10 protein-coding genes are annotated in these 13,670 nt (G+C 40.3%); 3 read left to right on the forward strand and 7 right to left on the reverse strand.

Annotation, left to right across the window (positions count from 1 at the left end):
• Positions 1 to 69: 69 nt before the first annotated feature.
• Together WAX86_RS07945 and WAX86_RS07950 are read left to right on the forward strand one after the other, a co-directional pair.
• Positions 70 to 525, forward strand: coding sequence for a TerB family tellurite resistance protein (locus tag WAX86_RS07945; RefSeq protein WP_036763757.1), 456 nt, complete (start codon positions 70 to 72; stop codon positions 523 to 525).
• A 158-nt stretch (positions 526 to 683) separates the two neighbouring features.
• Complete coding sequence (locus WAX86_RS07950; RefSeq protein ID WP_341488583.1) at positions 684 to 1,895, forward strand: leucine-rich repeat-containing protein kinase family protein; 1,212 nt, start codon at positions 684 to 686, stop codon at positions 1,893 to 1,895.
• Between the two features lie 124 nt (positions 1,896 to 2,019).
• Here the strand turns inward: WAX86_RS07950 and WAX86_RS07955 are convergent, their stop codons facing one another.
• The 6 genes from WAX86_RS07955 to hsdR form a co-directional block, all read right to left on the reverse strand.
• Positions 2,020 to 2,613 carry a hypothetical protein gene (locus WAX86_RS07955; protein WP_341488584.1) on the reverse strand — a complete coding sequence of 198 codons (594 nt, stop codon included), beginning with the start codon at positions 2,611 to 2,613 and terminating at the stop codon, positions 2,020 to 2,022.
• 55 nt (positions 2,614 to 2,668) lie between these two features.
• Positions 2,669 to 4,585, reverse strand: coding sequence for a DUF262 domain-containing HNH endonuclease family protein (locus WAX86_RS07960; protein ID WP_341488585.1), 1,917 nt, complete (start codon positions 4,583 to 4,585; stop codon positions 2,669 to 2,671).
• Entirely contained in the window at positions 4,572 to 5,912 is a 1,341-nt protein-coding gene (locus WAX86_RS07965; protein ID WP_341488586.1) for a DUF262 domain-containing protein, read from the reverse strand. Before WAX86_RS07965 ends, WAX86_RS07960 begins: the two co-directional genes overlap by 14 nt.
• Positions 5,913 to 5,914: 2 nt before the next feature.
• Complete coding sequence (locus WAX86_RS07970; protein WP_341488587.1) at positions 5,915 to 7,657, reverse strand: restriction endonuclease subunit S; 1,743 nt, start codon at positions 7,655 to 7,657, stop codon at positions 5,915 to 5,917.
• 2 nt (positions 7,658 to 7,659) lie between these two features.
• Complete coding sequence (locus WAX86_RS07975) at positions 7,660 to 9,135, reverse strand: N-6 DNA methylase (RefSeq protein ID WP_341488588.1); 1,476 nt, start codon at positions 9,133 to 9,135, stop codon at positions 7,660 to 7,662.
• 174 nt (positions 9,136 to 9,309) lie between these two features.
• Complete coding sequence (gene hsdR, locus WAX86_RS07980) at positions 9,310 to 11,760, reverse strand: EcoAI/FtnUII family type I restriction enzme subunit R (protein ID WP_341488589.1); 2,451 nt, start codon at positions 11,758 to 11,760, stop codon at positions 9,310 to 9,312.
• Between the two features lie 310 nt (positions 11,761 to 12,070).
• Between hsdR and WAX86_RS07985 the strand changes: the two genes are divergently transcribed.
• A complete protein-coding gene (locus WAX86_RS07985; protein ID WP_036763756.1) occupies positions 12,071 to 12,304 on the forward strand; it encodes a glutaredoxin family protein in 234 nt (77 codons plus the stop codon).
• Between the two features lie 419 nt (positions 12,305 to 12,723).
• On the opposite strand, the gene WAX86_RS07990 is transcribed toward WAX86_RS07985, so the two are convergent.
• A complete protein-coding gene (locus tag WAX86_RS07990) occupies positions 12,724 to 13,443 on the reverse strand; it encodes a hypothetical protein (protein ID WP_341488590.1) in 720 nt (239 codons plus the stop codon).
• Positions 13,444 to 13,670 lie beyond the last annotated feature (227 nt).

Consider the following 13,670-nt stretch of genomic DNA (forward strand, 5'->3'; position numbering starts at 1 on the left):
AAGAATAAATAGGAACTTTTGATTGTATAACCGTTCTAATTAATTAGAGATAAGTAACAGAGAGCAAATATGTTTACAAAGCTACGCACCCTACTTCGCCAAGTCATGAACGATGGCACCGATGCTGGGACAATGGATAGTCTCTCTATGAATTTAGCAATGGCTTCTTTACTGTGTGAAGTTGCTAATGCTGACCATGCTAAAGATCCACGTGAAGAACAAGCAAAAGTACAACTATTAACGAAACTGCTGGAAGTGGACGAACAGCAAGCACAACATCTACTCAATGAAGGTGAGCTGCGCAGTGAAAATGCGGTTTCTTTGTATGAGTTTACTAATAAGTTACGCGCATTAGAGCAAGAAGCCCGTTATGAATTGGTTGAAGCTATGTGGCAAGTCGCCTATGCAGACGGTGTAATTGATCCTATGGAAGAAGCGGTGATCCGCCAAGTAGCAGAATTGATTTATCTGGATCACTCAGAGTTTATTCGAGCAAAATTAAGCGCACAAAAACTGGCTCAGTAATTCCTCTCTTGCCATTTTACTTAAAGCGGAAATCGTCTTGGTTTTCGCTTTACCTCCAAGCGATACCTTACTCTCTGAGTTATATTTAGTTAAACCGATCACATTTTCTTTCCCTTAGGCTAAAATACCGCTTCAATTTTAGTTATTAGGATTTTGTGGTGCAGACTCTCGCTCAGCTTAAAGCCGGTGAATTACGCGGTATTACTCATTTAAAGATTTCAGAACAACTGACTGAGTTTCCAATGGAGATTTTAGATCTTGCCGAAACGTTAGAAGTGTTGGATCTATCAGGCAATCAACTGAATGCTTTTCCTGCTGAGTTTGCTCAATTAACAAAATTAAAGATTATCTTTGCATCGAATAATCCGTTTACCACCTTGCCAGAGGTTCTTGGTCGCAGCCCTAACCTTGAGATGATTGGGTTTAAAAGCTGTGCCATTAAAGAAGTGCCAGCAAACTCGCTTCCTCCTAAATTACGTTGGTTGATTTTAACTGATAATAATATTGAGCAGTTGCCTGACACGTTAGGCCAATGCGTTCATCTGAAAAAACTCGCGCTGGCTGGCAACCAACTCACTTCATTGCCACAAAGCATGTTACACTGTCACGAGTTGGAATTGGTTCGCATCTCAGCAAATCAGTTAACCGAGTGTCCTGATCAGTTATTAAACTTACCTAAGCTGGCTTGGTTTGCGTTCTCGGGCAACCCGTTTTCGCAGCATAACCTAGAGTTAGATACTGTACCTTGTGTTGATTTTTCGCAATTAGAACTGCATCACGTGTTGGGTCAAGGCGCATCTGGGGTGATCTCGAAAGCGACCTGGACTCACAATGAGCATCAGTTACCCGATGAAGTTGCAGTGAAAGTGTTTAAAGGTGAAGTCACCAGTGACGGTTATCCAAATGATGAACTGCAAGCGTGTTTAAAAGCAGGTTCTCATCCCAACTTGGTAAAATCTCTGGCTCAAGTGCAGCAGCCTGATAATCTGGCTCTAATTATGGATTTGATCCCGAGCCATTATCAAAACTTGGGCTTGCCTCCTACTCTAGCAACTTGCACCCGAGATACGTTTCCAGCCGATTTCTCACTAGAGCAAACGCAAATAGATAAAATTGTACAGCAGATGCGAGATGTCTTTACTCATCTTCATCAAAATAAGGTGTGTCATGGTGATCTGTATGCGCACAATACGCTATTTGATCGTGATGCGAATATTTTAGTGGGCGATTTTGGTGCCGCTTCGATGTACCACATGCTATCAGAGTCGCAGCAACAACAAATTCGTCAAATTGAACAACGAGCGTTAGAGCATTTTATTGATGATCTTGTCTCTATTTGTGTTCAAACTCCTGATAAGATTGTTGCTTAATAGAACCATTTTGCTTGATTAGAGTGAGCTAGCCGTTTGGTTAGCTCATATTTTGATGATACAAATAAGGTTATTAAGCGTTAATAATATGGATGTAAGTTTGCACATCAAAAAATAAGCTTAACTATTTTAGAGAAGCAAATGACGAAAAACTCACCACTCGACTTCTTGTTCCTTGATTACACAAATCTAATTCTTGGCAAATAATTTTATATATTTCAGGAGGAAATCCACCTTCAAAATTCCATTCACGTTCGCCGTTACTCATACGAGCAATGCCAGAAATATTTTGATATTTATTCCCTAATTTATGCTTCACAATATGCTTTGATAGCTGCTTGCTACTAACAAAATTCATTGGACGCATTTCACGTAAAAGTTCTTCAAATTCCATTGTCTCATCAGAAGATAATCCATACATCGATTGAATTTTTCTTGTCTTATTCGATGAGATCAGAGAAGTTTTTGAAGTGTGATGCTTACTAACCCCCTTTTTCTGCTGAACAACTGAAGCGTATTCAGGGTTAAATAAACGACCATCCCGATACAGAGTATGTAAAAAGCTCAATTGAGTTTCAAACTGATCGGAAGATTGAGAATGCGTAAATAAATATGTACCTTTCGAGGTTTGCTCAACACTATCATAAAGCAAACCACGAATACTTAGAGTTTTTGTCTCTTTTCCTAGAGTAGAAATTAAATCTGTTAGCAATTTCATTTTATTATTTCAGTAACATAAGCCAAAGTGCTAAGAATGCTATTTTTATAACAACCTAGTTCTTCAATACATTAATCATCTCTTTTTCATGATTCTGTATATTAGTCTTCCCTTTCTCATCTGGTCCCCAGTCGTCATAGCTCATCATAATGGCTTGTTTTAAACTCTCGGCACGATTGTTCTCTTGATAGAATTTCTTCTTATCTTGTGGAGAATAATTACTCAGCCTTGAGTTACTGCTTGGGGAAATGAGGCAAAGGTTGCCAAAGCGATCAACGTCTTCCATCTTTTTTGCACCAGATGGATCGGTTTGTGGGAAGTAATGCTCAACAGAAGTTCGGAATGAAAACTGAAAATCGTCAAAATGCTTTCCAAGTTCTTTTTTACCGATACCATCAAACGATTCATTGTTCGATAAGCGCTTCCATAGTAGGTAATCCAACCTGTTAAACACAAAGTTCTGAACGCCAGTGCCTTGATGCAATACCCCTGGCTCACTTTCACTAAACGCTAAACATTTATCGTTTGTGATTTCTTTAAAATAACGATCACTTAGGAGTTCAAGCTCTGCTAAGTACACTTCGCCATCAACAACAAAATTCGATTGCTGCGTTGTATTCTTATTCAAAATACTTAACGCATCGTTTAACCAACGTTTATAAACTAAAGCAGGGTTCGAGACATGGAACATTGCCAATATCATACGAACTTTTTCGTAGTAATCGCCAGTCAACGCATTTGAATACTCAGGGCTTAGACTATTACCGTATTTGTACGCATTGAGTCTTAACAAACTCCACTTACGCTTCTCATCGTGTTGGTCAGGTTTTATGACGTAACTATCAAATAGAATACGATACTTAAGCAGCTCATAGACAAACGCTTTGGCACTCACCTTTAAGCCATCATCTTTAGAGATAAACGCATCGATCAGCTTCTTATCATCTAACGAAACGATCTCTTCCGTTTGCATTAGTTTTAACACATGAAGTAAAAAGTTGGAGAAGTCGATAACCGCACCAAAACGCTCTTCCTTCTCTCGCTCTTCATCATCACCGTTTGAGCTTGATGCTTTATGTTTGATGATATCTCGCAACGTCATGGCATCTTGCTTTTGCTGTTTGCTCGTATGCTTTTCTAATATCGCATCAAAGCTAGCTGGCATCATTTGCCAACTATCACCGAATACATCTTTTCGTAGATCTGATTGAAAGCCCATCTGGGTATAACGCGTCATATTTGAACAAGCATCCCAGATAGTTGAAAAACAGCCTCTTTCCTCATCGTTAGCCAGCGTCGCCATGAATTTCGCTTTCAGTACTTCATGCTTTTCTAGCTGTTCACCACGGTTATTCATGATCTCAAAATAATGGTTAAGATCCGTTTGTGGTGGCACAACGACTCTCAGTATGGTGACGCTTTTTAATAGGTAATCGACGAACTGCTTGGTTTTCGCCTTATCATCTAAACCCTTGGCTTTGAAGTAACGCTGAATAATGTTGAAGGCAGCGTGAATATTGGGCTCTTCTGACTCGCCATTGGTATTACCCGAATAAATATCATCTAATGCTCTGGAAGACTTTGGGCGACTATCAAAGGTTAAGTTGATCGCTAACGCTTCAAGTTCATCGCAACCCAATACATTACGATGCTTTAGGTACGCCAATAAGATAGAAAGCGTAGTATGCCTTTGCTGACCGTCGATGGTTTCATACACCACATGCGATTGCTGCGAATGCGTTGTACGCTGATAAACCACAAGGCTACCCAGATAATACTTATCTTGTTTGGCTGTAACGGTTTCTTCTGCTTGGGTAATAAGCCCTGCGGCATCACTGATATCTTGAATAAGCTGTTCAATCTCTGTCGCGCCCCAAGCGTAGTTACGCTGATAAATAGGGATCACGTATTGCGTTTTGCTATCGAAAAGCGCTTTAACGGATAACTGCTCTACTTGATTAGTTTGACTCATTGAGACTTCCCGATTTCATTGCTTCAATAGACGCCTGTACGTCCTCAGCATTGTTGAACTTAGGCTCTTTGATATACGGCGGCTGAAAGTTCAACACTTGCTGAGGGTGAACCGCTTTGTTAATGGCTCTGAATAACCCATTACGCGCTTTAGCGTGATTGTCTACCGACTCCATCCCGATGCGTTGCAGATCAAGTCGTAAGAAGTAGCTCCAGCGATAACAAATCTGTGCTGCTTTCTCTAACTCCACCTCTCCGAACTTGTCGTAGTAGTACATCACCGCACACAAAAATAGGTTTCGCACGTAGCTATCCCCTTTACGGTTGCTACCACTGTAATTAGCGTGTGTATCAACGAATGAAAATAGCTTTGAATCTTTACCAACAAATAAGGCTGAGTGAATCGCCATGTAGTGCTGAATGTACTCAAAGAAGCGCTTACCGTTGATCATCACCTGATCGACTTGGAATGGATAGCCCTTGGTTTGCTTGTCCCATTTGCGAGCAGGATCGGCATTGAAAGTTTCAATCGCATAATCCAGCGCAAGCATGGAATCGACATAAGCGTACTGTGTACTGTCTAGGTTAATACCTTTGAATACATCAATATTGTGACGATTAAACTGGATGCCGTAATCACCATCAACCCAGCGGCGCATACGGAACAAGAACTCTCCCATAATGGTGTGCAAATTCGCAGACTCATCATCTGGATTTACGCCTTGCTCCCACAAACTTACGTGATGCAAACGCTCACTTTGCTCTGTTGAGTCCATCATTTCACGCAGGTGATACGCTTTTAGCAGATCATGGGGGGCAAGTGCTTTACCACGCGCATTTTGTGAATCGAAGAACTGGAATGCTTCACTCAAATCATCCAATGTGACTTGGATTAGCTCGCACTTGTTAAGTACAAAATTGAGTAATTCCTGTTTTTCTGTCGCAGGCAGGCTGGCTACTCGTTCAGAGATAAGTTGTGCATTATTTTTGAGGTTTTCAATACTGACCGATGATTCAAATGTATGCTCAAGCAAGCTAGATGAAATGCTGTTCTCTTCCTCATCCAGAATGGTGCAAAGCAAGGTTAGTGTCAGCAAGCGCTGCTGACCATCAACGATATTAAGCACAGCACTTTCTGAATCTTTGTCTTGATGCAGTACCACCGTACCAAGCCGATAACATGGCTTAGTACGGTGATGAACAATGTCATCAATCAGCTGATTAACGTGCTTGGGTTGCCATTTATATGGGCGTTGGTACTCAGGAATTGTGAGTAATTTATCCAACAACTGCGATATAGTTTGAGGCTGATTGAAGACAATTGCCATGGTTATACAGCCTGTTCAACGATAGTATCTGTGAGGTGTAGTTGAGTGGTTTGAGATTCTTTTAAGCAAGTTTTCAGGTGTTCACAGATACTCAATAGTTCGTTAGTTTTTTTGACTATTAATCTTTGCTGCCCCAAAGGAGGGATCGAAAGCACTACGTTCCACAATTTATCAGATACCAATTTGCAAGTACCATGTGAAGAGCGATCGACTAGGTCGACCATCTCGTTCTTTATCCCTTTCATTACAACAAGAAGAAACTCTGGCTCAATATAATTATAAACAAAAGCTTTCATATCTTGATTAATAACTACTGGCTTTTGGGTCAAAGCGACGGGGAAGGAATGCGCGAGTATCATTCCTCTAACAACCATCAATAGGCTGTATTCTGGAATAAGTTTGATTGTTGTTTCCAAGACAGCTTTTTCAGTAACATTGTCGATGGCTGAATCGATGTAATCTCGCTTCATATCTTTCGGAGATACCCATGGAATAGAACCTCCCCAATATTCAGAATTCCCCTTTGATGGAGTTCCGCCACCTAAATCATACCCGAGCTCTCCAAACCTTGCCCACTCCCACCCTTTCGGCAGGTCAAACGGCTTTTCATCATCAGCGATCGGCGGTAGTGCTTTTTGCTTTTTGATTTTCTTCTCTTTGATTAACTGCGCTTTTTCTTCTGCGATACGCTCTAGCAGCACAGATGCAGGTTCATCATTAAGATCTTGTGGAACTAGTTTACCCATCACCGCCAGTTGCAGAATGGTTTGTTTTAGCTGGTCGATGCTCTCTTCTGTGGTGAATAAGGTATCGAAGTGATCGCTAATGCGTGCCCAATTTTCCATTAACTCATCGGCATCTGCTGAGTTGGTTAGTGTGTTGAGTAACGTGCTCACTAACAACTGATGCGCATCAATGCTGGCTTCGGTTTGTTGTTCAAGCTGATCGCAAAGTGCCATTAGTTCATCGACTTTGGCTACGATGCGGTGTTGTTCTTCTTTTGGTGGAATTGGACAAATAGTAGAACGTAAATTGCTTTGTGTAATTTGATTTATTGTTGTTGTCGAAACACCTTCAAGATTTCTCCGATATACAGGAGAGTTTAAGAAGACCTCTACATAATCATTAATACAACTTCGGAAAATAGCCATGAATGCGCCAAAAGCCATTGGTTCATTAAGGATACGAATTTGTGCAGTTTTACCAACCAATGCCTTACTACCATTTCGAGCACAGATCAATAAATCACCAGGATCAACTAATACGGAATCCTTAACATCTTTCTGGACTCTCACTAAATCAGTTAAGTCAATTTTACCTTTTTGAATATTCGCAGATCGAAGAACAGGGATACCTTCATCGCCAGCCTCTTTAGGTGAATAAGTTAGTCCTATATTAGTTTCACCAATATTCCCTAATCTCTCCCAACTCCAGTTAGATGGGATTTCAAAGAGATAATCCTCAACACTAATAAGTTCTAATTTCTTTGACTGCTTGATTTTTTTATCTTTCACCAACTGTACTTTTTCAGCCGCAATGCGTTCAAGCAATACAGACGCAGGCTCATCACTCGGATCTTGCGGCACTAACTTACCACGCACCGCCAATTCTAAAATCAGCTCACGCAGTTTTTTAACGCCATACAGCTCTAATTTTTTACTGCTGCCACGCCCTGTAGTGGATTTGGTTTTTACCGCTGATGTCCACGTATCAATGTGTTGGGTAATTAACGATTCAACTGTCATGATCACGCCTCGCTGCCAGTCGATGATTTCAGAGCATCACCCAAGATATTCTTTAATTGGTTACGTAGTTCTGCGATCTCTTGTTGCTGCTGTTGGTAGCTTGCCAATAGCTCTTGGGGATCATGGGCAATCACTTCATCTTGATGTGGGTTTTTAATGTCTAAGTTGAAGTTACGCTCGATGATCTCTTCAATCGAGACTTTCCAAGCATGTTCATTTTCAACGCGTGCAGCAAAACCGTCAGCTTCATTGCCCCACCAATCAATCTCTTGCTGGAACTCTTCAAACTTCATCGGTTTGGTTTTGCTGTAGTTCTTCACACCCTCTGGATATGGGTGCTCATAGAACCACACTTCTTTTGTCGGTTTGCCTTTGGTGAAAAACAGAATGTTAGTTTTAATGCCTGTGTATGGGTTAAATACCCCATTTGGCAGACGCACTATGGTGTGTAGGTTACATTCTTCCGTTAGCATCTTTTTGATTTTGGTTTTAACACCTTCACCAAACAGCGTACCGTCTGGTAATACCACGCCTGCACGACCGTCTTGATCTAGCACTTCCACAATCAGTTGTAAGAACAGATCGGCGGTTTCACGGGTTTGCATCTCGGCTGGGAAGTTCTTTTCAATGCCGTCTTCTTCCGTACCACCAAATGGCGGGTTGGTCGCAATCACGTTAATGTTGCTGTCCCAGTTCGCCAACGGTTTGTTTAAAGTATTACCATGTTTGATTTGTACTGGTACTTCGATGCCGTGCAGCATCATGTTAGTAGTACATAACAAGTGCGGTAGCTGTTTCTTTTCAACACCGTGAATTTGGGTTTGCAGTGTTTGGTGATCTGTTGCAGTTTTCACGTAATGTTCTTTAACGTGATCTACTGAACAAGCAAGGAAACCACCCGTACCACATGCTGGATCCATAATGGTTTCCCCCAACTTAGGATCAAGGCGATTAACAATAAAGCGCGTTACTGCACGAGGGGTATAAAATTCACCCGAGTTACCCGCACTTTGCAAGTCACGAAGAATTTGCTCGTAAATATCACCGAATAAGTGACGCTCTTTTGAATCGGTAAAATCAATTTCGTTGAGTTTATTGATCACTTGGCGAAGCAATGTGCCGTTTTTCATGTAGTTAAAGGCATCACTGAATGCGGATTTTACAACCAAACCACGGGGATTTTTTTCACCATTAACAGGCATGTTCTTTAGGTAGTGGAACAAGTCATCATTAACAAACTCAAGTAATTTTTCGCCTGTGATCCCTTCTTCATCAGCAGCCCAGTTACGCCATAAGTATTTTTCGTTTATCGGTGCTTGGTAATCATCTTGTTCAAGTTCTAACTCTTCTTCCTGAGCATCGAAAACTTTAAGGAATAATAGCCATGACATTTGACCAAGGCGCTGTGCATCTCCATCCACACCTGCATCTTTACGCATAATGTCTTGAATAGATTTAATTACGGAACTGATAGACATGTTTTACTACTTTAGCTAACTGAAATTTTAAGAGGAATTATAACAGAGCCGGTTTTAAAATAGCTGAAAAATGCCTGTCTAAATTGACAGTTATTTGTTCAACTATAATCAAATACTCGGATCATTTTAACGCTGCCCTTTCAAATAACAGAGACTTGAAAGGGTGCTATATTTTTATGCAGATTGAGGCTGATAGATAGCGGCTTCAAGTTCGTTAACCGCTTCTAAATATTGCGGTTTACCACCAAAGCCTTTATTAATGATTTCTTTTGGACGACCCATTTCATCAAACGGTTTTACTTTTAGAACGTGGATATTTTCAATCTCTTGCACACCTTCATCGGCATATTTTTCAAGTAGATTACTCAACACCTGCTGCGCAGTTTCACCGTACTTAGTAAAGTAATTACGCTTTTTAACGCTCTCTGCTCGTTCTTTTCGCGTAAGTGGTGGCTGGTCGTAAACGACATGACAAATCATATCGAATGGATCCATATCTTTACCTACTTCTTGTTCTAATGCTTCCCAAATAATGCCAAGCTCAGCTAACTCATCAATAATCGCTTGCTTGCGGTCTGCATCATTCCAACGCTTGGTAAAATCATCTAACGAAGAAAATTGTGTTGCCATGGCTTTACGTGTGTAGTCTTTGAATGACTCTGTCACCAACTTGCCATCACTATCATAATATTGCACACGCTCAGCAATTTTAGTGACAGTGACACCTGATACATGGAATTTCTTCACTTCTTCCTTAACAGGGTCATCTCCTCCTTGCGGTGCATTGTCCTCTCCCGAGGGTGTATTAGGCGGTGGTGTTGGCTTTAAAATTGTGTTCGGATCAATATCATCACCGTCAAACGGTGTTTCTGATGTATCTTCACCATCAATACCATCGACAATATCATCCAGATCTTCTGGATTTTCAAAATCATCCGGTTTTACAACTTTGACTCGCTCTGGCGTCCCATCAAAACGTTCATCAGCAAATAGCTCTGTCGCTTTTTTGAAATCTAAAATCGAAAACCATAATTTACCGTAACGATCATCAATGCGTGTTCCACGACCAATGATCTGCTTAAATTTCGTCATCGATTTAATCGTGGTATCAAGAACAATTAGCTTACATGTTTTTGCGTCAACGCCTGTAGTCATCAACTCTGATGTTGTTGCAATAACAGGATATTTCGTCTTAGGATTAATGAAATTATCTAGCTGATCTTTACCTATTTTATCATCGCCAGTAATTTTCATTACGTACTTTTCATTCTTCTTCATCTGCTCAGGACAGCAGTTAGCAATGGCGCGACGCATACGCTCTGCATGGTCAATATCGTTACAAAAGACGATAGTTTTTGCCATTGGATCCGTACGTTTTAAATAGTTCGTGATGGTTTGAGCGACTAATTCTGTTCGCTCATCAATCACCATGGTGCGATCGAAATCTTTCTGGTTGTAGATTCGATCTGTAATGGTTTCACCATGTTTATCTTTTTGTCCCTTTGTTGGTCGCCAACCTTGTAAATCAACGTCTAAATCAACACGAACCACTTTGTAAGGGGCAAGGAAACCGTCTTCAATACCTTGTTTTAACGAATAAGTATAGACAGGCTCACCAAAGTACTCGATGTTAGAAACTTCATCGGTTTCTTTCGGTGTTGCGGTTAAGCCTATTTGAGTTGCAGAGCTGAAATACTCTAATATTTCACGCCATGCGCTCTCTTCTGACGCACTACCCCGGTGACATTCATCCACAACGATTAAATCAAAGAAATCAGGGCTAACATTCTTGAAGATTTTCTTTTCTTCTTCTTGTCCTGTCATCGCTTGGTAAAGGCCAAGGTGAATCTCATACGCAGGATCGATACTACGGTTACCAATTTTGGTCATTGCCGTGCCAAACGGCTGGAAATCGTTATTTTTAGTTTGATCGACCAAAATATTACGGTCAGCTAAGAAGAGAATACGTTTCTTCGCCCCAGACTTCCAAAGGCGCCAGATGATTTGAAATGCGGTGTAAGTTTTTCCCGTACCTGTCGCCATAACCAATAACACACGATTCTCACCAGAAGATACGGCTTCAATGGTCTTATTTATCGCATTCAATTGATAATAACGGGGTGATTTACCACTACCATCGTCATAGTAGTCTTGTGTAATCAATGGTAATTGCGTAGCCGTATAGCCTTTCCATTGGCAATACTTTTCCCAAAGCATTTGCGGAGATGGAAAATCTTCTAATCTGATTTCAGACTCTAGCCTTGCTGAATTAGTTTTATCATGAAAAATAAAACCATCACCGTTACTGGCAAAAACAAATGGAACGTCAAGTAATGATGCATAATCCAATCCCTGCTGCATGCCCGTTCCAATTTCGTGTTTGTTAGCCTTAGCTTCAACAACGGCAAGTGGAATACTCGGTTTGTGATACAAGACAATATCAGCCGATTTCACTTTTTTACGTGCAGCAATTTGGCCGCGTACCACAACCTTACCATCACGTAATTTTACTTCTTGGCGTATTTGCGTCATATCATTCCAGCCATTACTTTTAATCGCGGGAAGGATAAACTTCGAAATTATGTCGGCTTCAGAAAGCTGAGATTTAGAAAATTTTTCGACCATATAACTTTATTCCGTCTGTTATTGCAGACAATTATATAACAAAGTTCATATGATTGAAGTGATTAATATCGACATGATCGACAAACTAAGTAGTCTGATCACATTATTTGCCATTATCCCAACTAATTGATATTAAAGATCCACTACTTTCGTATCTGAACAAAACATGGGATAGAAATTTAGTTTGATCTAGTATACCGAGCCTCTTTTTGAGATAAATCGATAACAAAAGTAGACTATGTAAAGTTAGGCTGTAAATTTGCAGGTTTTAATGCACTTTATAGTTCATATATAACAATGAGAACTCAGTATGAAACGTGTCGTTCTATATACAAAAAGTCAGTGTCCACACTGTAAAGATGCTCAACGCTATCTTGATGCGAAGAAGATCCCATATCGTTTAACCGATGCCATGCAACCAAGAGGCCGCAAAGAATTGCAAGCGCTTGGTGCCCGAAGTATTCCGGTATTAAAGATTGGTGATCAGGTGATGGTTGGTTGGAACCAAAAGAATTTTGACAAGATCTTTAATTCGAAAGATTAATCAGCAAAAGGATCTTTTATAAGATCCTTTTTTGTATCTATTAAATTTAGGGATCGTTTTGGTTATGTGGTGAGTTAGCTGAATAACTAACTCACTTGTGAATAAAAGCTTGCTAGAATTTTTGCTAATTTAGAGCGTCATTGATTAAAGTTTCTATGGCAAGAGCTCTCTGTAATGATCTAGACTTCTAGCGCACTAAAACCATCACAGTTTCAATATGCTGTTAATAGCCTTTCTCGAACTTTTTAGATATCCACTTTATTACAAAGTAGTATTCGCTTTTCTAACCTCCGTTACCTACAGACAGAACCTTTAGCCAACGTTATGTTAATCATCCCACTTCTAAACACGTTTCTGGGCTTAAACGTGCTGTCGGGGAACACGTTAGTACATCCTTGGGTAAAGATAAATTAGAGCAATCACAGTCCATCAATTAAGTAATTTGAAAAATGACCGATACCCCAAGGCTTTTCATTCTTTCTTTTGAAGTCATTCATGACATTCTCTAACAAGGTGTCACAAAGGTTTGCTAAAAATTGAGGTGGATGGATGAGTTCTAGTCTGCCGCCTTCATCAAACTTATTAAAAAAAATGTAATGTACATTTTCTCGTTCCTTTGGAAAAATAGGTAAACCTTTTGCCGCATACTGTTGGTGTAACAATCCATTTCGCATTCCATACAATAAGTTTACGTGAGTGAAGTGTTCTAGTGTTTTCTTATGATGTTTTCTAGCCCCATTATCTGGCCATAGTTCAGCTATATCATCCTTTGTTGGAGCTAAGTCTAGATAAATTATGCCGTCTTGGCTGCTTCGCCACTCATCTACTATATCAGTCATACGACGTTTGAGGTCGGGTAAACCGGGTGATATTTCTAAAAAACGTTGTAGATGCATTGGGCATACTGTCTCAGCTTCAATCCAGTTGCCATGTTCTACAATTACACGGGTAAAACGTTTACGTGTCTCCACTCGACTCCCATAGCAGGTTGCACCTAATGCATCGATAAAAGAAGAGTATAATACAGCCTGCATTATTGGGAGGTTATCAGGATGTGCATTAATCTCATGTATATTGGTTAATCGTCTTTGTAGAAACTCATGTACTTCAACAATACGATCTTGAACTACTGCTAGCATTGCTACCTCTTGATTTACTACTGCCCTGATAGCCGTGTTTCATACTAGACGTATTAGAAAAATTTAGTCAATGGGAAATATGTGGGAATGTTGCAACAATTAGCTCTAACACACAACGTGGCAAATGCGGGTTAGTAGGCATTAGTGAACAAACGGACGACACAAATAAGCCCCGCATTGGCGAGGCTTGATGATATTTATCTGTAGTATTGGTGACGCCTTTTCGA

Origin of the sequence: Photobacterium damselae subsp. damselae (genome assembly GCF_038086725.1) — a bacterium.
In the GTDB taxonomy this organism is placed as follows: Bacteria; Pseudomonadota; Gammaproteobacteria; order Enterobacterales; family Vibrionaceae; genus Photobacterium; species Photobacterium damselae.